This window comes from Formosa haliotis (genome assembly GCF_001685485.1).
Classification (GTDB): Bacteria; Bacteroidota; Bacteroidia; order Flavobacteriales; family Flavobacteriaceae; genus Formosa; species Formosa haliotis.
This window is the reverse complement of record NZ_BDEL01000001.1, coordinates 1,097,084-1,122,751: the sequence shown is the minus strand read 5'-3', so window position 1 is coordinate 1,122,751 and position 25,668 is coordinate 1,097,084. Positions and strand designations below refer to the sequence as shown.

Below are 25,668 nucleotides of genomic sequence, written 5' to 3'. Positions count from 1 at the left end.
CGCGAGGATTTTCGAAAGTAGGCTAGAACCAGCAATAAATTATATACGGTGTTGGCAACTGGCTTTTATTTTAAATTTAAATATCTTTCCACGTATGAAGTAGGTGTAATATTATCTAAAAGAAGATAAATTAAAAATGAATCTCCTAAAGTCATACTTTGTCCATTCAAAGTGATTTCTATTGCTCTATTTTCAAAAACAAAAGGTCTGTGCCTTTTTTCAAGGTCAAGAATTTTATGAGTTTCTTTTCTACTTAACCATTTTGCAGAAATTCCCTTTTCATTAAATAGTTCTATTAGTTTTTCTAAATTGATTGCGAGGTAAATTTTTACTCTTCCAAACAATATGTCAAAGATTCTTTCCACTCCAAATGGTTTGAAAAACATAGGTTCTTTTAAAGGAATTCCAATCAGGTTAACATAATCTATAATTATATTTTTTTCATAGATATGGTCAACAATTGCTTTAAATAAATGCGGTGAAACAGGTCTTTTATTCTCTCTATAAATTCCGATATAAACAATGTTTTCTACTTCTCCGTATGTTGAATTATTCTTTTTTGATTCCTCGATTAAATTTATAAGATATTCAAAGTAATATACTTGTGGGTTTGTTGATTCTAGGACTTTAATTTTTTGCTCAGAAAAAGGGTCAGTTCCTTCTTCTTTTTTTAGAAACTCTGTAACCCTAAAACCTTTTTCCATTTGTTTTAAGGTTCTTTCTACTTGGTCAAAGAACTTGTTATTTTTGTCACTATAGTCAATTTTTGTAACGTCAAAATCGTCTTGTCCAGCATAATCTAAAAAATCAAATACTTTTTTTTGTACTTCTCCTTCTTTGCATTCTACAATTCCGATTTGCCCACCTTTGATTAATAAAATATCTCCAATATCAATAAAAGAAGTCAAATCCGTTATTAGGGCGAAATTTATATCATTTTCTTTGTGAAAGTGTTCAACAGCTGTGAGAACAGATTCTAAGTTGGTGTTCAGTAAATCAGGTCTATTTCTGTCGCCTGAATAGAACCTACGGGCTTTATAGTAATCTTTTTTGAATACTTGCCAAGCAATAAAATCCGCAAAATGTCTTAAAATTTTGACTTTGTAGTTAATTAAATCTATTTCCGTTTTGATTTGCTGTAATAAATCTTTGTCTTTGTCTCGCTTGGCTCGTTTTTCTTTTTCTTTTAGTTGTTTCAGTTCTTTGAGTAGAGGAACAATTTCTTTGATTATTAAATCTTGTCCCAATCTAAAACCTTTATAAACCTGAATAAAAAATTCCGTTTTATCTTTTTCAGTTATTTTTTCTGGATTTCTAAAGTCAAGCGGTTTATTTTTAATTCCATATTCGGCAATTAAATGAAAAATCTCTCTTATTATTTTTTCAAACTCTTTCAAATGTAGTTATGGTTTTAGCTTGTTGCCAACGATGGCGAATATGAAAAGTAGCAGGATCTACAAACTAACTTTTCGTATCGTCACAGGTTTTAAATTTATAAATTATATTTCGTTTTTGCTCTTAACTGCTATTTTTTATATGCGCTGTTGTGTTTAGTATTTTTTATTTTCCAGTCTTTTATAGCTTTTTAAATTCTTTTTTTTATACCTGGATCTTTAATCTTCTCTCTTCCACTAAATACGGTGTATGGAGGACGCTACATAAGGTGACCAGTACCCAAACTTGATTTTCTTTTAAGATTGGTTATATAAAGCTTTATATGACTTGTCTTAAAATAAAACTTGCTTCGATTCCGGTGCAGTTTAAAAATTTATAAAAATCTTAAGCTATTGACATGGTCGACTATAAATATCTTGTTATCAGATCGTTGGCAGTGTTAAATAACACCAAAAACTTGACTTTCTCATTTTTTTTCAATAACTTAAAACAAACTGTTTAACGTTGCAAACGTTTTGAGAGCGCGCTCTCAACGATTTCTAGCGCACAGTTTGCGTTTTGAAATTCTCCTTAACTCGTTTTTAAATCAACTGATTTTTATAAATAAAAAAAACCTCGAAGCAAGCCGCAAAGTTTGGGGGATGACCGAAAGTCATTCATATTAAACGCAACGGTTTTGTGTATGATTAGTGGCGTGTTTAAGCACCTAATTTAGCAAATAAAAACCGAATAGAAAATCCGCGAGGATTTTCGTAAGTAGGCTTGAACTAGCCATTAATTATACACGTTGTTCTACGCAGGCTTTTTTCCTAATGTTATGTCTCTGACCATTTGTAAATTTCCTAAATCTGGGCTTTTTTTTAATTCAGTCAGAAGTATTTCGTTGATTCGTTTATATTTTAGTAATGAAATAATTTCATAAGGTTCTTTAGTCAAAATCGAAAATACATACTGTTCGTTTAATAAGGAAAGACTTAATTCGATAAAAATTTCTTGAACTATTAAAAGTGTTTCCCAGCATTTTTTCAGAGTCACATTATATTCCAAGTCAAATTTTTTCTTGTCATTATGAGCGTAATGTTTATCTCTCAAATTTTTAAAATTTTCTAAATGTTCAGAGTTCAGATTTTCAATTTCGAGAATGAGTTCATTTATTCTATCAGCTTTTAATTCTCTTTTCCATTCTATTCTTTTTCGATTTGATTGAATGTAATTTAAAGTTTTTATTAAACTAAAATCTTCATTTGGGTTGAGTAATTTACAAATGTCAATTACAAATAACTTAATTGAATTTCTATAAATTCGATAGAAAAAAACTGATTTTTCCACAACTTCACTAAAATACTCGGTTTCCTTATTTGATATAAATTTGATGTCGGTTTTCAGGCTTTCAAGCTCAATTAAAGTGTCCCGAGTTTCGTTCAATTTATTTTCGAGAATTTGTGTTTCCATATGAGTGATTTCAGCTTGCGTAGAACGTCGTTGTGTATGATTAGTGGCGTGTTTTAAGCACATAATTTAGCAAATAAAAACCGAATAGAAAATCCGCGAGGATTTTCGTAAGTAGGCGAGAACTAGCCATTAATTATACACGTTGTTGCCATTAGTATTTTATTTCCGTTCTTAAAAATTCCAATTGATTATTGGTAGTTTACGTTTTTCGTTAATATTCCAAAGTCCTAATTGAATTCCTTTCGTGTTTTTACTTTTATTCCAAATTCCAATTTGCAGTCCAACCATTTTTTCATTTGCGTAATTTGCACCTCCAATTTGCAATCCTGTCATATATTCAGTTGAATTCGATAATGCAATTTGAATCCCATTACTATAAGTTGCTTCGTTAAGTAATCCAGCAATTTGAATTCCGTTCGATTTGTCCATTCCATTCCACAAACCAGCAATTGCAAATCCATTATTTTCTGTTCCACTTTGAGTAACTAAAGCTAATGTGATTCCATTAAAGGAAACGTTTCCCATTGTTCCAGTCGAAATATTTAAACCGTTTACAATTTCATCAGTTTCCTCATTCCTAATTAAACTTCCATTAGCCATAAAACCAACAAGTCCAATTCCTGGAACTTCCAATCTTATTCCGTTAGTTCTTACGAATCTCTTTTTGTCATTAAACTGTGGAAATGCTCCAACTGAAATTCCATTAATAGTCGTATTCTGTGTGTGAAAAGTTCCTAATAAATATCTCGTTTTTTCATTAAAATCTTGACTAAAGGCTTTAATTGAAATCAGAAATATTATAAGAATCGTGAGGTTCTTCATATTAATGGCAACGGTTTTGTGTATGATTAGTGGCGTGTTTAAGCACCTAATTTAGCAAATAAAAACCGAATAGAAAATCCGCGAGGATTTTCGTAAGTAGGCTTGAACTAGCCATTAATTATACACGTTGTTCTACGCAGGCTTTTTTCCTAATGTTATGTCTCTGACCATTTGTAAATTTCCTAAATCTGGGCTTTTTTTTAATTCAGTCAGAAGTATTTCGTTGATTCGTTTATATTTTAGTAATGAAATAATTTCATAAGGTTCTTTAGTCAAAATCGAAAATACATACTGTTCGTTTAATAAGGAAAGACTTAATTCGATAAAAATTTCTTGAACTATTAAAAGTGTTTCCCAGCATTTTTTCAGAGTCACATTATATTCCAAGTCAAATTTTTTCTTGTCATTATGAGCGTAATGTTTATCTCTCAAATTTTTAAAATTTTCTAAATGTTCAGAGTTCAGATTTTCAATTTCGAGAATGAGTTCATTTATTCTATCAGCTTTTAATTCTCTTTTCCATTCTATTCTTTTTCGATTTGATTGAATGTAATTTAAAGTTTTTATTAAACTAAAATCTTCATTTGGGTTGAGTAATTTACAAATGTCAATTACAAATAACTTAATTGAATTTCTATAAATTCGATAGAAAAAAACTGATTTTTCCACAACTTCACTAAAATACTCGGTTTCCTTATTTGATATAAATTTGATGTCGGTTTTCAGGCTTTCAAGCTCAATTAAAGTGTCCCGAGTTTCGTTCAATTTATTTTCGAGAATTTGTGTTTCCATATGAGTGATTTCAGCTTGCGTAGAACGATGGCGAATATGAAAAGTAGCAGGATCTACAAACTAACTTTTCGTATCGTCACAGGTTTTAAATTTATAAATTATATTTCGTTTTTGCTCTTAACTGCTATTTTTTATATGCGCTGTTGTGTTTAGTATTTTTTATTTTCCAGTCTTTTATAGCTTTTTAAATTCTTTTTTTTATACCTGGATCTTTAATCTTCTCTCTTCCACTAAATACGGTGTATGGAGGACGCTACATAAGGTGACCAGTACCCAAACTTGATTTTCTTTTAAGATTGGTTATATAAAGCTTTATATGACTTGTCTTAAAATAAAACTTGCTTCGATTCCGGTGCAGTTTAAAAATTTATAAAAATCTTAAGCTATTGACATGGTCGACTATAAATATCTTGTTATCAGATCGTTGGCAGTGTTAAATAACACCAAAAACTTGACTTTCTCATTTTTTTTCAATAACTTAAAACAAACTGTTTAACGTTGCAAACGTTTTGAGAGCGCGCTCTCAACGATTTCTAGCGCACAGTTTGCGTTTTGAAATTCTCCTTAACTCGTTTTTAAATCAACTGATTTTTATAAATAAAAAAAAACCTCGAAGCAAGCCGCAAAGTTTGGGGGATGACCGAAAGTCATTCATATTAAACGCAACGGGTTATGGTATGAAAAGTTGCGTTTTTGAAAACGTAATTTTCCGATGTATAAATTTAAGTTTTTATGTTTTAGAAACGTACTGTTTTATTGAATTTAGCAATTTTTTATACCAATTGTTGGGCGTAGTAATTTGTATTTATAGATATTTCATAATATAGAGTATCAGTCCTAATATAATAATTATGTTCGTGATACAAATCATAGTCATCAAATTAATTTTTTCCTTTTGATTCTTTAAAGTATTAACCGATTTTTTTTCTGATCTTCTACTTAATGAATTTTCAATTTTATTGATTTTTCTGTTAATTTCAGAAATTTTAAAATTTAGTTTTTCTTCACTTTTATTTATGTTTCCTCCAGGTCTATTATTTAGACTGTCCAAATTAGATTCAACATAGTTTTTCCAATCATACTCATCTTTTTTCTTTTCTAATAAGAAATTTGTTATCTCATCTATATTATTATCACGTTCATAACCAGCGTTTACATTTTCACTTTGCTGCTTTTTCAACACTTTTATTTCACGTACACTTTCATTTAATTGTGTATATGACATTGTAGATAAAATAGTTAGCCCTCTAATCATTTCAGATTGAGTCCTTGTGTTTCTATTTGAGTTTACAAGTAGTTTACTTATATTCGAAATAGTTTTTGATACAGCATTGTTTTCTTTCCGAATTAAATCTAGTAATTTTTCTTTGTCAATAGTGCCTAATAACCACCAAGGTTTACCTTCTTCGCCACTAACTACTTTCTGAATATCTCCTTTTGAATTATTTAAATTTTCCAGTAAGTTTGTTGCTCTTTGTTCTGATTCATATAATCTGCTTTCAACACTTTTTAACGCTTTATATATTTCTTGGGATTTGATAATTCCGTTAGGGTTTTTTGAAATAATAATATCTTTCATATTTTTTATTTATAGAGAACGTAATTTGTTTAATGAAACACGGGTATTTGACCTTACCAAATTAGCTCTTTTTAATGTTTCTTTGATGACCTCATTATATTCCTTAATTTCTTCAAATGATTCATCTATTTGATTTTTACAAGACTCAATAATTGGCAATGCACCTTGAAAAATGGATAATGATAAACTTATAGATTCTGTTGCTTTCACATCACTTACTCCTGCTTGTGCTAAATTGATATTAGATAATTTCTGAAGTTTAGAATTTTCCTCTCCCTGAAGTTTATTAAATACAATTGTGCTTTGATATTTCTGAAACCCTTGAAGAATCAAAACAGATCCAATACCAACAATTAAACCTGATAAAACAGGTGATACAAAACCAGCAAATGGCGCTGTAAATGGGAAATTGACAACTAATGCCTTTTCAATAATTTCATCAAGTGCTAAACCAATTAATGAAGCCACGGCAACTCCTAAAATTTTCATAGCTTCTTTTAATCTAACTTCCCAAGAATACTCACTCGAAAACAAGATTTTTATAGCTTTAAGGATGGATACAATCGCTAATTTCACAAACTTAAATATGTTTTTTGCAATTTTAAATAAGCTATTTAAAATTGCATCTAAAAATGTTGAAAGAAAACTACTTATTGACTGATCTTTAAATGTAGATAATAGGTTTTTAGATTTTTCCTTAATTCCATTCGAAATGTTTTTAACCCTTTGAGTTATCTCAATATTTTCTTCTTTTTTATACTCATTAATTACTTCAACGACGGTAATTGAAAGTAACTGACCAATTGCTGCTTTTGCACCACTTTTTAATGCATTTGAAGCTGCTATTTTTGTTTTAGATTTAATTCCATATGTAATAGATTTGTTTTTCAATAACTGATTTTTAGCTTTTAAACTAGTCTCAATTGTTTCTTTCATTTTTTGATCATCAACTTCAAAATACTCCTTATTTGTTTTAGTTGGATCTTTTTTAGATGTTGCATTTTTCCAATTTTCGAGATCTTCAATTTTTGTATTTCCGAGAGATTGATTCAATTCACCATCGATAGCAACCAAATTTTCTTTAGAATTTGCAAATTTTTTCCTCTCTTCTAATGTTGTGGTATAGTTTAAAACTTTATCCTGGCTAATTTCGTTTGTAGATGTCACGTGTTCATAATGATAATTTTCACCGTGTTTCAAGTGTTTTCCAGTATATGCATCAGTAAACCCATCTGGGTTTTCTGATCTTAATTCATTTGTTGCCTTTTTAAAGCTGTCTCCAGTTAAATCATTTCTATTATAATTTAAATTTTTTGTTTTATCAAGCATCTTTTGAAACTCATTTCCAGTAGTGAATTTCGGTTTATACTTATAACTTCTATCCTTTATCGGCGTGTTTTCCCATTTTTGAAATCCTTCAAAATCATTTTTTAGATCTATAGCTTTAGTATTATGAGCTGTATTCTCGAATATATCAGAAACACCAAGAGCCATTGTAATTGTTTCAATGGATTTGGATTGAATAGCAGACATCATTTGTCCACTCATTTTTGAAGGATCTACATCTTTCATTTTTTTTTGAAGTTCAATTATTTCGTCTAATAAATCCTGTTCTTCTTTCTTTAAATCTATTTCTATTTTTTCGTAGTTCATTTTTTTTGTTTTTATTACGCCCAACTGGTTATATCAAAACAAATATAAACAATAATCATTCAATATTTCGGGATATCAGCACTTTGTTGTTTGTATATCCCAGACCTTTTAGTTGGTCTACCGCAACGTCTAACGGACTGCGAACATTCATTAAATCTTTTTGGGCAACATGGGTGTAAATCATTGTGGTTTCTGGCTTGGCATGTCCTAATAAATCTTGAATATAACGCAAGTCTACGCCATTTTCCAACATATGGGTAGCGTAACTGTGGCGCAGTGTATGCGGACTAACGCGTTTGGTGATTTTTGCAGTTTTGGCAGCGGTATTTATAAGTTTTCGTACAGCACTGTCACTATATATGCCACCATCTCGTCCTTCAATAAAATAGTAGTTAGGAACATACGTTTGTATATAATTATATAATAAGGGCTTTATAACTTCACTCATAACCACCACACGGTCTTTCCTGCCTTTTCCTTGTTTAACGAGTATCTGACTTCGGTCAAAATCTAAGTTTTTAACTTGTAAATGCAGTAATTCGCTAATTCTTAATCCACTAGAATAGAGTAAACAAATTATAGTACGGTGTTTAAGATTTTTTGTCACCTGAATTAGTTTAATAACTTGTTCTTTAGATAATACAGTAGGCAGATATTTACTCTTTTTTGGTCGTTCTAACAGACTCGCATCAAAAGTTTCAAAATTACAAAACGTACAAAATAGTTTTAATGCACTTACGCACTGCCTGTGGCTACTAATACTATAACCTTCCTTTGCAATTACATCTTCTATAAAACGCTGTAAATTATTAAAATTCCACTCATGCATGTCGCCAGATCTATTGTAGTGTATGTACCTTAAAACAAATGCGCCGTAAGTAGAAATTGTAGATTTGCTATACCGTTTCCCTTTTAAAAATACTATAAACTGTTTTAAACAATCTCGTAATTCTAGTGGCAATTCTTTATAGAGTAAAATACTGCTAAACGTATTTTCTTTCTGAGTTTTAGGAATAGGCTCCAGTCTTTTATCTTTTAAGGCTCTATAATTCACATAATAACCCTTGGCCTGAAAATACTTAAATAAGGATTGAAGCACACCGTTTTCATCTTTAATGTAATAGGTTTTATGGGTTTGAGACCAGCACATGCCAGGATAAGACTTTATATAGGTCTTTAAACTTTCATTATATTTAAAGGCAACAGCAATTTGTCGTTCATCACGATGAAAAAGTGGAGTTAATATGACGACCTTGCTCATTATCAATGAATTAAGTTGTTCTTAAATTTACAATAAAAAAATAAATTAAAAATGGGTTTCGGGAAAAAACTTGATAGGAATGCCTAAAAATAATTGCAAACAAAGGGAATGGTAAATAATTGGTAAACAGTTGTTTTGTTGATTTATTTTGAAGAAATAACTTATGATATGATTAGATTCATTAGAAATTTGGAATCGCATAGTTTTATCCTAAAGAAAACAAGCTGAATGTTAAAATATTACATGTTTTGGGTTGAAATAGGTAAATATAAAAAGTAAGGAAATAATTAGTATTGTAAGAGTTATAAATCTAAAGTTCAGTAAATTTTAAAATCTGAAGTAAAACGCCATAACAATGAAAAAAATATTACTCATAATTAGTTTAATCCTCACGTTTTATAATTGTCAGTCGCCGGAAGAGATGCATATGTCATCTCCAAATGGTACTATAAAATTAGAGCTGAATAACGAGGCAGAACAATTACAATATAGTGTGTATAACGCCGGAAAGCCCTTGATTTTAAATGCTGATATTTCTATATTCCAACAGACGGGGGTTAAGGTTGTAGAAACTAAAATACATCAAGTTCAAAATACATGGAATCCCGTTTGGGGCCAGTTTAGTGAGATTGAAAATCATTATAATGAGCTGGAAGTTAGTTTAGATTATAAAGGTACGCCTGCAACCCTTTTTGTAAGAGCTTACGATGCTGGGGTGGCTTTCCGATTCCAGATGGATACTTGGACGTCATCTGAAACACCTTCATTTTTTATGGCTTATAATTTAGCCGATTCCAACCAGTTGTACTCCCCAGCAGGAGAAGGGTCTCCATTTGGTCCTATTTCTATTCAGGAATTAAAAAATAAAGACGCCACTAAGCAAAAGCTAAAGATGCCTTTATTAGTGGAGGGGACAGACAGCTATTTGTCTCTTCTGGAATCCGATTTAATAAGTGCGCCTGGCTTCGATGTTATTAAATTTCAATTCGATGTCCAGCGCAACAATTTAGTCTCTAAAAATGATTTTATTTCAGACGAAAAATCACTTATTACTCCGTGGCGACTTATTCTTATTGAAGACCACATAGGTGATTTATTAACTAACACCGTGCCGTTAAATGTAGCTGCCGAAAATCAAATTAAAAATACGTCGTGGATTAAACCCGGGAAAACACTATGGGATTGGAGAGTACATGGTTATACAACAAACGATGGATTTACATACGGAATAGATAACGAAAGTTATTACCGCTTTATAGATTTTGCAGCAGCACAGGATATTGAATATTTTTGATAGATGATGCTTGGTATACCGATGTAAAACCCGGAAAAATGACCTTGTCTGAAAAATTAGATTTAGATAAAGTAATTCGCTATGCCGAAGAAAAAGATGTAAAACTGCTGCTTTATTACGATAGAAGACAGGGAGATTACGGCGATGAGGCTTTGTTTCCATATTATAAGTCGCTTGGCATGAAAGGGATAAAATATGGCTTTATGGGAAGTAATGTGCCTTTTACCCGAGATGCAATTAAAAGAAGTGCCGAAAGTAATTTACTCATCGATTTTCATGACGGTCCCGTGCCTTTTACAGGTGTGTCTAGAACTTATCCTAATGCCATTACAAGAGAATTTTGTCATGCACAACAAGATTCTAGACGTGCTTTCACGCCTAAAACCTTTATTAGAATGGCACTTATAAATGCTATTCAAGGGCCTCTAGATATGAATAATGGTATTTTCGATATTTCGGGAGTAAATGCCGGAGAACGGGAAAAGGGACCGAGAAACTTAAATTCGTTACAAACAACAGTGACCGCCGAGGCCGCTAGAACGCTAATTATTTTTAGCGGCTTGGTGTGTATTCCAGACGCTCCAGAAGCCTATCTGGATAAATTAGATATCTTTGAGTTTATTAAAGAATTGCCTGTAGGAGAATGGGATGAGACTAAAATTTTGCACGCCAAAATGGATAGCTATATTTCTACAGCCCGTCGTCATGGAGACGATTGGTTTATTGGTTCTGTGCATGCCGAAGGGGGGACTTTAAATATCGCTTTAGATTTTCTGAAAGCGAACGAAACATACAAGATCACCTATTACGAAGATACCGAGGAGACGGATAGTAAAACGAATCCGGAAGCGTATCGCGTACGAACAGAATCGGTTAAAAAAGGCGATGTGGTAAACGCTAAAATAGTTGCAGGCAGCGGCCATTGCATGTGGATTAGGAAGGAATAGGGTAGACTCTTAAAATGATTTGAATGCAATACAGAGAAACAATATAATTAACGTATGAATAAAATATTTTGCCTGCTTTCGGTGTTAATTACACTGCATTCTTGTAAGTCAAAAACAGTAGAACCAGAAGAGACTAAACCTAATATTCTGTTTATTGTTGTGGATGATTTAGGTTATGCCGACCTAAGTATTATGGGAAGTAAGTTTTATGAAACTCCCAATATAGATGCCTTGGCTAAAGCAGGACATATCTTTACTAACGGGTATGCTACTAGTGCCGTTTGCAGCCCGTCACGGGCAAGTTTGTTAAACGGACAATTCACGGCTAGGCATGGGCTTACACAATATGAGGGAGCCCCATCGGGTTTAAAATGGAAAAAAAGAAACCGATATACTAAATTGTTGCCACCAGAATATAAGCATCATTTAAGTCAAGACGATATCACGTTACCCGAAGTGCTAAAGGCGTATGGTTATACCACTTTTTTTGCAGGCAAATGGCATTTAGGGAGTGCAGAAAATCAGTCCTTGCCAACAAATCATGGGTTCGATGTCAATCAAGGAGGTTACGAAAAAGGCGGACCATATTCAGGAGGTTATTTTTCGCCATTTAATAATCCTTACATGACAGATTATGAAGACGAAAAAGGAATGTCGCTTTCCATGAAATTAGCAAAAGAAACATCAAAATTTATCGAAAAAAATAAAGATACTACTTTCTTGGCCTACCTATCTTTTTATGCCGTTCATGCTCCAATTCAGACCACACAAAGCAAATGGAAAAAATATAGAGATAAAGCGGATAGCTTGGGAATTGCAGAAAAGGGATTTGAGATGGAGCGTGTGTTGCCCGCAAGAAAATACCAAGATAATCCGGTGTATGCAGGGTTAATAGAACAAGTAGATGAAGCGGTGGGAAGTGTTTTAAAAACTTTAAAAAATAATGGTTTAGATCAAAATACCATCGTGGTATTTACCTCTGACAATGGCGGCGTGACTTCGGGCGATAATTATTCAACTAACCAACTAAACCTTCGAGGGGGAAAAGGCTATCAGTGGGAAGGCGGTACACGTGTTCCCCTATTTATTTATCTGCCTTGGCAAAAGCATTCGCACCAAGTTATTGAGGTTCCTGTTACTGGAGCCGATTTATATCCAACGCTGTTAGATTTAGCCAATATTCCGCTTAGGCCTCAAAACCATAAAGATGGGCTAAGTTTAAAACCCTTATTTGAAGGAGGAATTATTGCAGATCGGTCCTTGTATTGGCATTATCCGCATTATGGCAATCAAGGCGGGGAGCCAGTTTCGGTTATAAGACAGGATTCTTGGAAACTGATTTATTATTGGGAAGACAACCATGCCGAACTTTATAATCTTGATGCTGATTTAGGTGAAACCCAAGATCTCGCTTCAAAATATAGCAAGAGAGCAAACGATATGCAAACGGAATTACTAGATTGGTTACACAAAATGAACACACAGTATGCCGTAGAAGATCCTGATTGGGACGAGCAAGCAAGGCAACAACGATTGGAACAAAATAGAACGAAACTGATGCCAAAATTAGAAGCACAAAGAAAAGATATGTTGCGTCCAGATTGGCGTCCTAATAACGATTGGTGGGGTAGTGCAGTTAGCCCAAACCAAACAAATTAAAGTTTTAGTTGTATGAAAGTATTGAATTCAAGGAATAACGATGCCTTAAACATGTTCAATGCAATTATAAAACAAATAACATGAGACCTGTTTAAAGACAAATATATTTTATTATAAATACCCAGATAGTGTACTAGTAAATAAAGCAAAACACGGCACCTTTAAATTAAAATGAATCCATCTAAATATGATATTTAAAATTCCCATAGCTATAACCCTAACATTTTTAATGATTATGACAACATCCTGCAATAACAACAAAAAGTCTGAACAAGAAAACAAGGCTTCAGATTCTACTCCAGAACAAAATACACAGCTACATGGCGCTACTTATGGTGATGATGTGCGTTTTATGAAACATTACATCGAAATTATTGAACTTACAGATGATGCCAATCAGGCAAAAGTAGCTGTGTCGGCGTCATTGCAAGGTCGTGTTATGACGAGTAGTGCTTTTGGTAATGATGGGCGTAGCTACGGGTGGATTAATAAAGACCTGTTTAAATCTGAAATAATTCAAGAACATATTAATGTTTTTGGTGGGGAAGAACGATTTTGGTTGGGGCCCGAGGGCGGACAATTTTCGATCTTTTTTAAGAAGGGTGCCGAATTTACTTTAGAAGATTGGTACACGCCAAAATTAATCGATTTAGAACCTTTTGAAGTAAAAAATATAACGTCAACTTCTGCTACTTTTACAAAAAAAGCGGCTTTAAAAAATTACTCCGGATTTGAATTTGAAATGGCCATAGAGCGGGAGGTGGCATTGCTTTCAAAAGCAGACACTCAAGAGCAATTAGGATTGGCCGTACTTCCAGAAAATGTGAAAATGGTAGCCTATAAAACAACGAATAGTATTACGAATGTGAGCGAAATTGCTTGGGAAAAGGAAACAGGATTATTGTCTATTTGGATGCTTGGTATGTATAATCATTCTCCAAATACAACCATTGTGATTCCGTATGTTCAGGGCGATGAAACCGAACTTGGCCCAGTGGTTAATGATGCTTATTTTGGTAAAGTACCTTCCGACCGCTTGGTAGTAAAAGACCATGCTTTATTTTTTAAGGGTGATGGCGAATACCGCAGTAAAATAGGTTTGTCTCCTCTAAGAGCAAAAGATATTGCAGGGTCTTACGATTCTAAAGAAGGAATACTTACGATTGTAAAATATAACAAACCGCAGCGTGAAACAGCTTATGTAAACTCGATGTGGGAAATGCAAGACGAACCTTTTAGTGGAGATGTTATTAATGCTTATAATGATGGTGCGCCAGAGCCGGGAGCTAAACCTTTAGGGCCGTTTTATGAGTTGGAAACGTCTTCGCCAGCATTAGCATTACAAGCGGGTGAGCGTGCCACACATATCCAGTCAACGTTTCATATTGAAGGCGATGAATCGACTTTAAACCCTATGGTTCAACAACTTTTTGGCGTTGATATAGAAACTATAAAACATGCTTTTAAATAGAGCTTTTTAAAAATTTCATCTATAAAAATCCGCCACGTTTCATCATTAGTAAGAGAGATTGATAACTCATTCAGTTTTTAACTGGTGATATGTGGCGTTTATCTTAAAACAGACTGATAAGCAAACAAAAAACCTTTCAGAAATATATTAAGAAAGGACAGGATTATTGCTTAGTAAAAGACGAAGCATATGCCTCTACCATCAGCTTATGGCTTCAACTATTTAAATAGATTTATAAAGGATGTTTATGCTGTGATATAATCTTTCATAAGCATGGCCGCGCCTAAAGCACTTGCATTTTTGCCGTTCGGGAATTGTATGTGTTGTTCAGGCATCATTTGTTGTAAATATTCAACAAATATATCATTTCTATTAAATCCGCCAGAAATATAAACATCTTTAAGGTTGTGCTTCGCGTCTAAAATGTTGTTAATGCCCTGGTGTACCCGTTGGGCTATTTCATAAATAAGTTGATAGTAGGCCAATTCGTAAGTTTCGAAAGTGTGCAACTGATTTAAATCGCCTATAAAATCGTCTGCGATCGTGCCGGGGAAAAATTTGGCTTTCCCTTTTTCTAAGATGTCGGTACACAGGGCTTTGTTCAGTGTTAATTTTAGAAAATGACTTTTATCTACGCCAAAATGGTCGCTTAATGCCATGGCATTCACTTCGTGCACGCGCCCTAAAAATTGCATGGAAGATTTAATTTGCTTTTTGTCGGGCGTCATAAAGCACAAGCAATCGTTCTTTAATTGTTTGGCAGTTAAAGTTTCTTTACTAAACGGATTCATACAAATAATCCAAGTTCCGGTAGATAATAAAATGAATTCGCGATTAGAATTTGCATGCTCTTCCAATAAGGGAATAATAGAAGAGGAGCTGTCGTGTAAACCACTTCCAATAGCAATGTCTTGCCCGTTAACTAAAGCTCGTGTTGCCTTCTTTCCAGGTGTTGGCTGGGGAAGCGAGATATTTTCTTTTGCTAACCAATCGTGATATTGCATGGTGTCGAAATCCCAAATAGCGGTATGGGCACCTACAGAGGTAAAGTCGGCTGTGATTTTGTTAGAAAACAAATAACTTAAATATTGCGGATAATGTAAAATGGTTTGCGCTTGCTTGTAAAAATTGGGTTTACAGTGCTTCAACCAATACATTTGTAAGCCAGAGTTAAGCATACCATAAGCCGGCGATGCTGTTTTTCTGGAAAACTCTGCTACACCACCGTAGGTATTGTAAAATGGTGTGAAGTCGAAATCTAAAGGTTTTAAATAATTATATAACGGTGTAATTCGGTTGCCGTCTTGGTCTAGATACATTAAAGTAGCACCATGGGTAGAGAAATTAATGGCTTTAATATCGAAGTCTTTTTGATCTTGAATTGCTTTAATTTCTTTCCAGATCCAAGTTTCAATAGCGTCTATGTCATCGCACGGATATTGATCGTCGTCTACACTTTCTTCAAAACGAATAGAATTGGTGTAAACCACATTAAAATCTTTGTCGAATAAGAATATCTTTTTATTGGTTTTACCAATATCGAAAACCGCTATAACCTGTGTCATATTTAATAAATTTAGAAAGGAAAAACGTTCTGCTTTGTTGTAAAACTTGCAAAAAGGACGTTTTTTAAAATTAAAAAAAGCACTTATAAGAAGGATTTAGGCCCATCCTATAAGTACTTTTTAGTATTGTGTGTTTTAAGATTTAAATCCGTATAAAGGGCCGTAAGTAGCACAAGCTCTATAATCTGCAGATTCTAGATTTTCTCCAAAAGCACTCCAAGAGGCTGGGCGGAAAACATCTTCATCTGCAACATTGTGCATGTTTACAGGTATTCTTAATAGTGCAGCTAATGAAATTAAGTCGGCACCTATGTGTCCGTAAGAAATAGCACCATGGTTTGCTCCCCATTTCGCCATAACGGTATACGTGTCTTTAAAGAATCCTTCTCCGGTAACTCTAGGTACAAACCAAGTGGTTGGCCACGTTGGGTCTGTTCTGTTATTTAATACATTGTGAATATCATCTGGTAAATCAACGCTCCAACCTTCTACAATTTGTAAAACAGGACCGATACCTTTTACAAGGTTTATACGGCACATGGTTAAAGGCATAACACCTTCGGTTTTAAAGTTAGAAGAGAATCCGCCGCCTCTAAAATATTCTACAGTGGCTGGTGGCCATTGTGTTTTGTCTAAGCATTTTTGAACTTCATCTTCGGTAATTTCCCAAAATGGTTTCATTGTAGGATTGCCATCGGCATCGCGTTGTTGCCCTGTTGCATCTAGTGTGGTAGAACCCGAGTTAATTAGGTGAATAATACCGTCTTTGGCAAGACCTTCTAGTTTTTTTCCGGTAACACGTTCTACAGATTCTGGACTCCAATAGGTTCTTACATCCGAGAATATTTGCGCTGTATTGGTTAATAAATGTCCAAATAACATAGAAACGGCGTTTAAACAGTCGTTTTCTGTGGCGAAAACGTAGGCTTGACGAATCCCGTTCCAATCGAAAGAGGAGTTTAAGATAGACTCTGTAAAATCGGCATTAGGTTGGTAATCGGTCCATTGGCGTTGCCCCTGGAAACCACCCATAATAGCGTTTCGACCTTTAGATTCTTCCCCAAAGCCTAATTCTTTTAGTTTAGGGTTTCCGTTCATTATGTCGCGACAAATTAAGGTCATTTTTACGACTTTTTCCCATTCTTTAGCTTTGACTTCGGCAGACTTTTGGGCTTCAGGATTATTCCTATCGGCGCCTTCTTTACAATTCGCTTTGGTCCAAGCTAATGCTTTTTCGTATTCTTCTTTATCGTAAATGCCCTCATCCATTCTGCGTAATAATTCAACAGATTCCACGAACTCGGCACGAACTCCAAAATAGTCTTGTAAGAAATTAACATCGACCATAGACCCTGAAATCCCCATAGAACTATAACCTATAGATAGGTATGATTTTCCGTTCATTTGTGCTACAGCTAAACCAGCTTTAGCAAAACGCAACAGTTTTTCTTCTACATCTTTAGGAATGCTTAAATCGCCAGCATCTTGAACTTCACGACCGTAAATTCCGAAGGCTGGAAATCCTTTTTGAGCATAACCTGCTAATGCTGCAGCTAAATATACCGCTCCAGGGCGTTCTGTACCATTAAACCCCCAAACTGCTTTTGGTCTTAAAGGATCGGTATCCATAACTTCGGTACCATAGCACCAGCACGGTGTAACGGTAATAGAGACTTCTACGCCTTCTCTTTTAAATTTATCGGCGCAAGCAGCGGCATCTGCAACACCTCCAATAGTGGTGTCTGCAATAACACATTCTACTTGTTCTCCGCTAGGAAATCTTAAATTGTCTTCAATTAACTTGGCGGCAGCTTTTGCCATATCCATACATTGATCTTCTAAAGATTCTCTAACCCCAAGTTCACGTCCGTCAATGGTAGGACGAATTCCGATTTTTGGTAATCTACCTATTAATCTACTCATTGTATATGGTTTTATATTTTAGGTGAATTGTTCTAATTCCGTTAATTGGTCATTAGACAAACCTGCTGGTTCAAAACCTGCAGCCCAACTCATTAATAATAATTTGGCACCTTTATTGGCTACATCCAAATAGTCCCACGCTTTTTCAACATCTTCTCCTGTTGCAGTGGCACCGTGTTTTTCCCATAGCGATACATTTCTAGTTTTAAAGGCTTCTATAGTTACTTTAGCTAAAGCTGCTGTACTAGAAAGTGCGTAAGGTGTACAGTGAATACCTTTTGGAACAAATACACGAACCTCCGGACACATCATCCAGATTTGTCTGTTTAATTCTTCTTCGTTGTCGAATAATGGGTGGTGACTCATTACTATTAACTCTAACGGATGTGTATGTACTATAGCTAAATGCGTCGGGTTGTGCTCTGTGTTAAACAGGTGAATACTAGAGTGGGAGATCAGCTCGCAAGTTGGGCCGAAACCTTCGCGTTTACCACCCCAAATAATGGTGTATCCTGTAGCATCATCGTTTATATAAAGGATACATGCTGCTTCCTCAATCTCATCAATTAAGCTTCTTAAGTAGCATCCTGTACCCGTAATAAACAAGACATAACCAGCAGTGCCTTTAGGAAAATCGAAAGGAGTAAAGGTTTTACCTTTGGTTTTTTTTAGGATGTCTTCTTTGTCAAAAAAGAAGTTAAGTTCATAGAAATGTTTCCTGCATTTCGTTCTGCCCATTCGCGTTGCCATAAATATCCTGCTACCTTAGATATTTTTTTTAGCTCTTTCTTTACTTTTTTTGGAAGTTTTATATCGCTCATAAAAGATGATTTTTTAAATTTTCTTGAATTGTAAAATTAGGAGAACTTATAAAGTTTTAAAATATTTAAAACGCTTATATTTGTGTATAATTTAAACATCGCTATGGCAAAATTGATAAATAAAGTAGAGTTAGGAGACCCGTCAACTAAAAAGCAAAATTTTATAGATGTTAATTTAAAGCTTCTGTGTTGTAGGTATTGGTATCTCGATTTGTGGGACTGTCACGATATGGTGTATCCGTTTTGGAGAATATATTGGAATAAAAACGAAGGCGGCGAGCTTACGCTACAGGACAAAGTATATAAGATGGAGCCCGATTTCCTGTATATTATTTCACCATTTACCTCTTTTTCTACACGTTATTTAAAGCGTCATGAATTTGATTCGGGGATTCATGTGTCTGGAAAAAACTTGTCCGAACGCCATAATGAAGCCTATTACGAGCGTAAATATTTAATTCATTTTTTTACGCATTTTAATTTGGGAACGCCTTTCGATAATGTGTTTCCTGGGATTTTTAAAGTGGAATTATCCGATCATTTAAAAGAGCGTTTAATCTATTTAACGGAGCGGTTAAAGGTTGAAAATCATGATTTTAAATTGACCTTTAATTTGAAATTACAAGCGTTTATAAAAGAGGCTATATCTAATATAGGAGTCGAGCTGTGGAAGACCATTAATATAGACGAACGTGTTTTGGTTGTGTTGCGTTTTATAGAAGCTAATATCGAGGAGAAGCTGAGTAATTCTGAGTTGGCAGAGCTAGTAAATATGGCCCCTAATTCGTTTTCTAGATTGTTTAAAGAAGAAATGCATGTAACGCTGCATAGCTTTATTCAGAATCGTAAAATTGCTAAAGCTTGCGAAATATTTGAACATACCAACGAAACGATTGAAGGAATTTCGTTTAAATTAGGCTTCTCAGATCGCTATCATTTTTCTAGAGTTTTTAAGGCTATAACTGGACTTTCTCCTGCTTTATATAAATCTGGAAGGTACACCTCTTAGGTTTTGGTTTGTGGTTTAAAATTGCAGTTGGTAAACGTTAATGTTTAAATTATACATAAAGTAGTTTGTTATAGATAAATATTTTTATAATGATAATTGTCATATTTGTAACTCTACTATTCAACTTTATTAAATTTTAGAGATGCGATTTTAAATTTGAATTCGATTTCTAGCTATTATATTATGAAGTGAGAGTATACAAATTCAGTAAACTAATTAATTAAATTATACCGTATTATGAAAACATTTAAGCAGTACATAAATGGAAAGTTTGTAGAATCGACGTCTACAGATGTCATTGAAATTTTAAACCCGTGCACCGAAGAAGTTTTATCATTAATGCCTGTTGGTAGTGTTAAAGATGCACAACTTGCATTAGACGCTGCACAAGCATCGCAACACGCTTGGAAATCGCTTCCAGCAGTAGAACGAGGTCGATATTTAAATAAAATGGCCGATGTTATTCGTGAAAATCGTGTGTTTTTAGCTGAAACTTTAGCAGCAGAACAAGCGAAGGTTATGGGTTTAGCACAGGTTGAAATTGATGTTACTGCAGAATATTTTGATTATTATGCTGGATTTGCGAGACGTATTGAAGGCGAAATTATACAGAGTGATAGAAGTAAAGAACATATCTTTTTACACAAAGCACCAATTGGTGTAGCGGTTGGAATTTTACCTTGGAACTTCCCATTGTTTGTAATGGCTAGAAAAGTTGCAGGATCTTTAATTACAGGGAATACCTGTGTGATAAACCCAAGTTCTATCGCACCAAATACGGTTATGGAATTTGCTAAATTAGCTTCAGAAATAGGTCTTCCTGCTGGAGTTTTAAATTATGTTTGTGGTAAAGGTAGTATTGTTGGTAATGCCCTTTCTTCTAGTCCGATAACAGGAATTATTAGTTTAACAGGTAGTGTTGGTGCTGGCCAAATGGTTATGGAAGCAGCCGCAAAAAACATTACAAAAGTATCTCTAGAATTAGGAGGTAAAGCACCAGCTATAGTTTGTGCTGATGCCAATTTAGAATTAGCCGTTAATGCAGTTGTAACCTCTCGAGTAACGTTTAGCGGACAAGTATGTAACTGTGCAGAGCGTCTTTATGTAGAAGAATCTATTCACGATCAATTTTTAGATATGGTCGCTAAGAAATTAAAATCTTTAAAAGTAGAAGATGCATTTTCTAAGAACAATCCAGATATGAGTGCTTTAGTGTCTAAAGATCAATTAGATAAAGTAACCGAAATGGTTGAGTATGCTAAAAAAGAAGGAGCCGAAGTTATTGTTGGAGGTAATAGAACACCAGGATTTGATAAAGGTTATTTCTATCAGCCAACCTTACTAACAAATGTAACTCAAAACATGCAAATTATTCAAGAAGAAGTCTTCGGGCCTGTTTTACCTGTGATGAAATTTAGTACTTTAGACGAGGCTATCGCTTTAGCAAATGATTGTGAATTTGGATTAACATCTTCTATATTCTCAGAAAATTTCAATAAAGTAATGCATGCTGCAGAAGAATTACAGTATGGTGAAACCTATATTAATAGAGAACATTTTGAAGCCATTCAAGGTTTCCATGCCGGTTGGAAAAAATCGGGTATAGGTGGAGCAGATGGAAAACACGGAATGGAAGAATATTTACAAACAAAAGTGATTTACGCACAGTATAGATCGTAATAAAATCAAATCCATTACTATTAAAAAGCGTACTATAAAATAAGAGGTTCTTAGACTATTATAGTATGCTTTTTTTGTACAACGCTAGAAGCGGGTTCGAGTACTAACTAACATATCAAAATGAAAAATACAGAAAAAGTTCCAGTGGTATCAAAAGAGGTTTTAATACCCTTTATTTTAATTACCTCATTGTTTGCGTTGTGGGGATTTGCGAACGACATTACAAACCCTATGGTGGCAGCATTTGGAACCGTTATGGAAATATCTACGGCCAAAGCCGCTTTAGTGCAATTTGCATTTTATGGTGGTTATGCTACCATGGCCATTCCTGCAGCTTTATTTGTTAGAAAATATAGTTATAAAAAGGGTATTTTATTGGGGCTCTCGCTTTATGCTTTTGGAGCATTATTGTTTTTTCCGGCCGCCAAATACGAGGTGTTTGGGTTTTTCTTAGGATCACTTTATATACTAACCTTCGGATTAGCTTTTTTAGAAACTACGGCCAATCCCTATATTTTAGCGATGGGCGATGAGCGTACGTCTACCCAACGTTTAAACTTGGCACAAGCCTTCAATCCAATCGGGTCGTTGTTTGGTATGTTTGTCGCTTCAAAATTTATTTTAACTGTTTTAGATTCTGATAAACGTAACGAAATGGGGGAATTAATTTTCACCACTTTAGATGAAGCTCAAAAAGCTGTCATTCGAACGCACGATCTCGCAATCATTAGAAATCCTTATGTTATTTTGGGCGTGGTGGTTATTATTATGTTGATCATTATCTCGCTAGCAAAAATGCCTAACATCGGTAACCAGGAGGCTCATGGTCCGGCGAAAGAATCGTTTAAAAGATTGTTTAAAAACGGAAAATACAGAGAAGGTGTTATCGCCCAATTATTTTATGTGGCCGCACAAATTATGTGTTGGACGTTTATAATTCAATATGCCGATAATTTAGGAATATCTAAAGCAACAGCTCAAAATTATAATATAGTGGCCATGGTTATCTTTTTAACAAGCCGATTTATTAGTACGTATTTAATGCGTTTTATAGATTCTAAAAAGCTACTTACCATATTTGCTATTGGAGCTATGATTACTATTTCTGGTGTTATTTTAATAGAAGGAATGTTAGGTTTATATTGTCTTGTAGCCACGTCGGCGTTCATGTCGTTAATGTTCCCAACCATTTACGGAATTGCGCTTAAAGGACTTAGTGAAGAAGATTCTACACTGGGTGCGGCAGGGTTAGTAATGGCTATTGTAGGTGGTGCTTTAATGCCTATCTTACAAGGAACTATTATCGATAAAGGCACTATAGGCGGCTTTGCAGCAGTTAATGTGTCTTTTATTTTACCATTTTTATGCTTTTGCGTGATTGCTATTTACGGGTATAGAACTATGAAAGTGTATAACGATTAATATCTGGTATATATGATTATGGAGATTAATGGAAAACGAATTGAAGAATTAGGGTTTGAAGCATCAAAAAAAGGATTTTATAATGAATGGAACGCCTTAATAAATGCCTTGAAATTGGAGCAAAGGATGTCATGTAATGAAGCCTCCGAAATGGCTTTTAATAAGTTGCTATCTAAAACTCGCTAAACTTTAAAAAATGAAAGTAGGATTATTTATCCCTTGTTATATCAATCAATTGTATCCACAAGTAGGAAAAGCAACCTTAGAATTGTTGGAAAAACTAAATGTGGATGTGGTGTATCCTTCAGGGCAAACCTGTTGTGGTCAGCCTATGGCTAATTCGGGTTACGAAAACGAATCTGTAGGCGCTTGTACACATTTTGTAAACAATTTTAAGACCTTCGATTATATTGTAACCCCTTCTGGAAGTTGTGCCTATCACGTTAAAAAGCATTTTGATGTGATTCCGCAAACCGAAGATGTTATTAATGTTAGAAACAATGTTTACGAACTATGCGATTTTATCCTCAATGTGTTAAAAATTAAAGATGTTGGTGCAAGTTTTCCGTATAAAGTGGGTATTCATAAAAGTTGCCATGGATTACGAGGATTGCGTTTAGGATCGTGTTCAGAAAAAGTAACTCCAGAATATTCGTATATCGGTGAGTTGTTAGCCGAAGTGACGGGCACAGAAATTATTAAACTAAGCCGTGAAGATGAATGTTGCGGATTTGGAGGAACCTTTGCGGTGGCCGAAGAAGCGATATCTGTAAAAATGGGTAAAGATCGCGTTCAAGATCATTTAGATCACGGGGCAGAAGTTATTACCGCTACAGATACGTCTTGCTTAATGCATTTGGAAGGGTTGATAACACGAAACAAACAACCTTTAAAAGTGTTGCATATCGCCGAAATTTTAAACAGTGTAAATTGAATTAAAACATGAGTCATTCACAAGCGGCAGCTATATTTAATAAAGACGAAAAGAAAGTTAATTGGCACGACAAAGCCCTTTGGTTTGTACGTCATAAACGCGATAAGGCTGCTCATTCTGTTACAGGGTGGGAGGCTTTACGTAATTTAGGACAAGGGATTAAGGCGCATACCTTGTCTAATCTTGATAATTATTTAATTCAGTTTGAAGAAAACGCATTAAAAAACGGTGTGCAGGTGCATTGGGCTAAAAATGCCGATGAGCATAATAAAATAGTACACAGTATTTTAAAAGCGCACAATGCTAAAAAAGTGGTGAAAAGTAAATCGATGCTCACCGAAGAATGTCATTTAAACCCTTTTCTAGAAGCCGATGGTATAGAAGTTATCGATACGGATTTAGGGGAACGCATCGTGCAATTAGCTAAAGAACCGCCAAGCCATATCGTACTACCCGCGATTCATAAAACTAAGGAAGATGTCGACGCATTGTTTCAAGAGCATTTGGGTACGAAGCCCTGTGCTGGCGATCCGCAATACTTAACCGGAGAAGCTAGAAAACACCTTAGAGAAAAATTTGTAAATGCAGATGCGGCCATTACAGGGGTTAATTTTGCGATTGCAGATACAGGTGGTTTTGTGGTTTGTACCAATGAAGGTAATGCCGATATGGGCGCACATTTAGCTCCTGTTCACATCGCCTGTATGGGGATAGAAAAAATTATTCCAAAACAAGAACACTTAGGTGTTTTTCTTAGATTATTGGGGCGCAGCGCTACTGGACAACACATTACAACTTTTTCATCTCATTTTAGAAAGCCTCGTGAAGGTGCTAAAATGCATATCGTTATTGTTGATAACGGCAGAACCGAGCAGTTAAGTCGTCCAGATTTTAGAGCTTCTCTGCAATGTATTCGTTGTGGTGCTTGTATGAATACCTGCCCGATTTACAGACGTAGTGGCGGACATAGTTACGATGCCACGATTCCTGGTCCTATAGGTTCGATCTTATCACCCGGAAAAGATTTAACCAAGCACAGTACTTTACCATTTGCTTCCACCTTATGCGGATCGTGTTCGGATGTATGTCCGGTGAAAATAGACATTCATACACAACTCTATAAATGGCGACAAATTATAACGAAAGAAGTGCCGCAACCTTTTGTGAAAAAATCATCTATGAAATTTATGGGTACGATGTTCGCCAAACCTGCCACGTTCGAAAAAGTGGGAAAGGCAGCGCGTTGGTCCTTAAGAAATCTGCCTAAAGGTGTAATTAATTCGAAACCTAATGTATGGGGAAATGCACGCGATTTACCATCGGGACCTGAAGAAAGTTTTGATGAATGGTACAAAAAAAGAAAAAAAGATGAGTAGTAGAAATGACATATTAGCAAGCATAAAAAGCAATAAACCAGAACTATTAAGTATACCGACTATCGATTTAGAGGTATTTGAGGATTCTAGAGCTTTGGTAGATGAATTTGTTTTAAAAGTAGAAACAGCTGGCGGACAAGTGGTGAAAGTGGATTCCAAAGACAAGGTAATGAATCATGTGGGTACTTTGTTTCCAGAAGCCAAAGTAAAATATTCGGCCCTTGATTATACCGGCCAGTTTAATACGGTCGATTTTGAAACATTGACCAATCCAAAAGATTTAGAAGATTTAGATGTTTTGGTCTTAGAAAGCGATTTAGGTGTTGCCGAAAATGGCGCCGTTTGGGTTAAAGACAACTTGCTACCTATGCGTGTACTACCTTTTATAACCAAACATTTGGTTTTAGTGGTGCATCAAGAACACCTTATGCCGTTTATGCATCAAGCCTACCAAAAACTAAATGTTGAAGATACCGATTTTGGTGTTTTTATTTCTGGCCCATCAAAAACTGCAGATATCGAGCAATCGTTAGTTATTGGCGCTCATGGGGCGTTAAGCTTATCTGTGTTTTTGGTTTAACTCCAATTTTAGTGTGTATGCGGATGTTTTCTA

The 25,668-nt window shown here is 34.7% G+C and carries 21 protein-coding genes; 11 read left to right on the top strand and 10 right to left on the bottom strand.

Features of this window, described 5'->3' with window-relative positions; translation table 11 throughout:
* Positions 1–65: 65 nt before the first annotated feature.
* The 7 genes from A9D35_RS04735 to xerA all read right to left on the bottom strand — a co-directional run bounded on the left by A9D35_RS04735 (position 66) and on the right by xerA (position 8,954).
* On the bottom strand, positions 66–1,397 hold the full coding sequence (locus A9D35_RS04735) for a hypothetical protein (protein WP_066219709.1): 1,332 nt from the start codon (positions 1,395–1,397) through the stop codon (positions 66–68).
* 790 nt (positions 1,398–2,187) lie between these two features.
* Complete coding sequence (locus tag A9D35_RS04730) at positions 2,188–2,847, bottom strand: AbiU2 domain-containing protein (protein WP_066219701.1); 660 nt, start codon at positions 2,845–2,847, stop codon at positions 2,188–2,190.
* A 171-nt stretch (positions 2,848–3,018) separates the two neighbouring features.
* Positions 3,019–3,669 carry an LA_2272 family surface repeat-containing protein gene (locus A9D35_RS04725; RefSeq protein ID WP_066219704.1) on the bottom strand — a complete coding sequence of 217 codons (651 nt, stop codon included), beginning with the start codon at positions 3,667–3,669 and terminating at the stop codon, positions 3,019–3,021.
* A 132-nt stretch (positions 3,670–3,801) separates the two neighbouring features.
* The gene (locus A9D35_RS04720) at positions 3,802–4,461 is read right to left on the bottom strand and encodes an AbiU2 domain-containing protein (protein WP_066219701.1); all 660 of its coding nucleotides are present in this window, start codon (positions 4,459–4,461) and stop codon (positions 3,802–3,804) included.
* An 805-nt stretch (positions 4,462–5,266) separates the two neighbouring features.
* Complete coding sequence (locus A9D35_RS04715) at positions 5,267–6,040, bottom strand: hypothetical protein (RefSeq protein ID WP_066219698.1); 774 nt, start codon at positions 6,038–6,040, stop codon at positions 5,267–5,269.
* Between the two features lie 9 nt (positions 6,041–6,049).
* The gene (locus tag A9D35_RS04710) at positions 6,050–7,693 is read right to left on the bottom strand and encodes a hypothetical protein (RefSeq protein WP_066219696.1); all 1,644 of its coding nucleotides are present in this window, start codon (positions 7,691–7,693) and stop codon (positions 6,050–6,052) included.
* A gap of 55 nt (positions 7,694–7,748) precedes the next feature.
* Complete coding sequence (xerA, locus tag A9D35_RS04705) at positions 7,749–8,954, bottom strand: site-specific tyrosine recombinase/integron integrase (protein WP_066219693.1); 1,206 nt, start codon at positions 8,952–8,954, stop codon at positions 7,749–7,751.
* 355 nt (positions 8,955–9,309) lie between these two features.
* On the opposite strand from xerA, the gene A9D35_RS19815 reads away from it, so the two are divergent.
* The 4 genes from A9D35_RS19815 (at position 9,310) to A9D35_RS04690 (ending at position 14,325) form a co-directional block, all read left to right on the top strand.
* The gene (locus tag A9D35_RS19815; RefSeq protein ID WP_218017724.1) at positions 9,310–10,248 is read left to right on the top strand and encodes a glycoside hydrolase family 97 N-terminal domain-containing protein; all 939 of its coding nucleotides are present in this window, start codon (positions 9,310–9,312) and stop codon (positions 10,246–10,248) included.
* Positions 10,245–11,195 (top strand): glycoside hydrolase family 97 C-terminal domain-containing protein, encoded by a 951-nt coding sequence (locus A9D35_RS19810; protein WP_218017723.1) that lies wholly within the window; start codon positions 10,245–10,247, stop codon positions 11,193–11,195. The genes A9D35_RS19815 and A9D35_RS19810 overlap by 4 nt, the downstream gene beginning before the upstream one ends.
* Before the next feature lie 54 nt (positions 11,196–11,249).
* Positions 11,250–12,854: a sulfatase gene (locus tag A9D35_RS04695; protein ID WP_066219690.1), complete on the top strand. Its 1,605-nt coding sequence runs from the start codon at positions 11,250–11,252 to the stop codon at positions 12,852–12,854.
* Positions 12,855–13,089: 235 nt separating this feature from the next.
* Positions 13,090–14,325 (top strand): DUF6786 family protein, encoded by a 1,236-nt coding sequence (locus tag A9D35_RS04690; RefSeq protein WP_218017722.1) that lies wholly within the window; start codon positions 13,090–13,092, stop codon positions 14,323–14,325.
* Positions 14,326–14,570: 245 nt separating this feature from the next.
* Here A9D35_RS04690 and A9D35_RS04685 read toward each other — a convergent pair whose 3' ends face one another.
* The 3 genes from A9D35_RS04685 to rhaD all read right to left on the bottom strand — a co-directional run bounded on the left by A9D35_RS04685 (position 14,571) and on the right by rhaD (position 18,563).
* On the bottom strand, positions 14,571–15,890 hold the full coding sequence (locus A9D35_RS04685; RefSeq protein ID WP_066219688.1) for an FGGY family carbohydrate kinase: 1,320 nt from the start codon (positions 15,888–15,890) through the stop codon (positions 14,571–14,573).
* Positions 15,891–16,025: 135 nt separating this feature from the next.
* Positions 16,026–17,813 (bottom strand): L-fucose isomerase, encoded by a 1,788-nt coding sequence (locus tag A9D35_RS04680; RefSeq protein WP_066219686.1) that lies wholly within the window; start codon positions 17,811–17,813, stop codon positions 16,026–16,028.
* Positions 17,814–17,831: 18 nt separating this feature from the next.
* The gene (gene rhaD / locus A9D35_RS04675) at positions 17,832–18,563 is read right to left on the bottom strand and encodes a rhamnulose-1-phosphate aldolase (RefSeq protein WP_083191609.1); all 732 of its coding nucleotides are present in this window, start codon (positions 18,561–18,563) and stop codon (positions 17,832–17,834) included.
* 174 nt (positions 18,564–18,737) lie between these two features.
* Between rhaD and A9D35_RS04670 the strand changes: the two genes are divergently transcribed.
* The 7 genes from A9D35_RS04670 (at position 18,738) to A9D35_RS04645 (ending at position 25,635) form a co-directional block, all read left to right on the top strand.
* Positions 18,738–19,643, top strand: coding sequence for an AraC family transcriptional regulator (locus A9D35_RS04670; RefSeq protein ID WP_066219683.1), 906 nt, complete (start codon positions 18,738–18,740; stop codon positions 19,641–19,643).
* A gap of 237 nt (positions 19,644–19,880) precedes the next feature.
* A complete protein-coding gene (aldA, locus tag A9D35_RS04665) occupies positions 19,881–21,323 on the top strand; it encodes an aldehyde dehydrogenase (protein ID WP_066219681.1) in 1,443 nt (480 codons plus the stop codon).
* Positions 21,324–21,443: 120 nt separating this feature from the next.
* Entirely contained in the window at positions 21,444–22,745 is a 1,302-nt protein-coding gene (gene fucP, locus A9D35_RS04660) for an L-fucose:H+ symporter permease (protein ID WP_066219678.1), read from the top strand.
* 12 nt (positions 22,746–22,757) lie between these two features.
* Positions 22,758–22,931: a hypothetical protein gene (locus A9D35_RS18660; protein ID WP_159427039.1), complete on the top strand. Its 174-nt coding sequence runs from the start codon at positions 22,758–22,760 to the stop codon at positions 22,929–22,931.
* A 10-nt stretch (positions 22,932–22,941) separates the two neighbouring features.
* Complete coding sequence (locus A9D35_RS04655) at positions 22,942–23,679, top strand: (Fe-S)-binding protein (RefSeq protein ID WP_066219671.1); 738 nt, start codon at positions 22,942–22,944, stop codon at positions 23,677–23,679.
* Positions 23,680–23,687: 8 nt separating this feature from the next.
* Positions 23,688–25,055, top strand: coding sequence for a lactate utilization protein B (locus A9D35_RS04650; protein ID WP_066219668.1), 1,368 nt, complete (start codon positions 23,688–23,690; stop codon positions 25,053–25,055).
* Entirely contained in the window at positions 25,048–25,635 is a 588-nt protein-coding gene (locus A9D35_RS04645) for a LutC/YkgG family protein (protein ID WP_066225769.1), read from the top strand. The genes A9D35_RS04650 and A9D35_RS04645 overlap by 8 nt, the downstream gene beginning before the upstream one ends.
* Positions 25,636–25,668 lie beyond the last annotated feature (33 nt).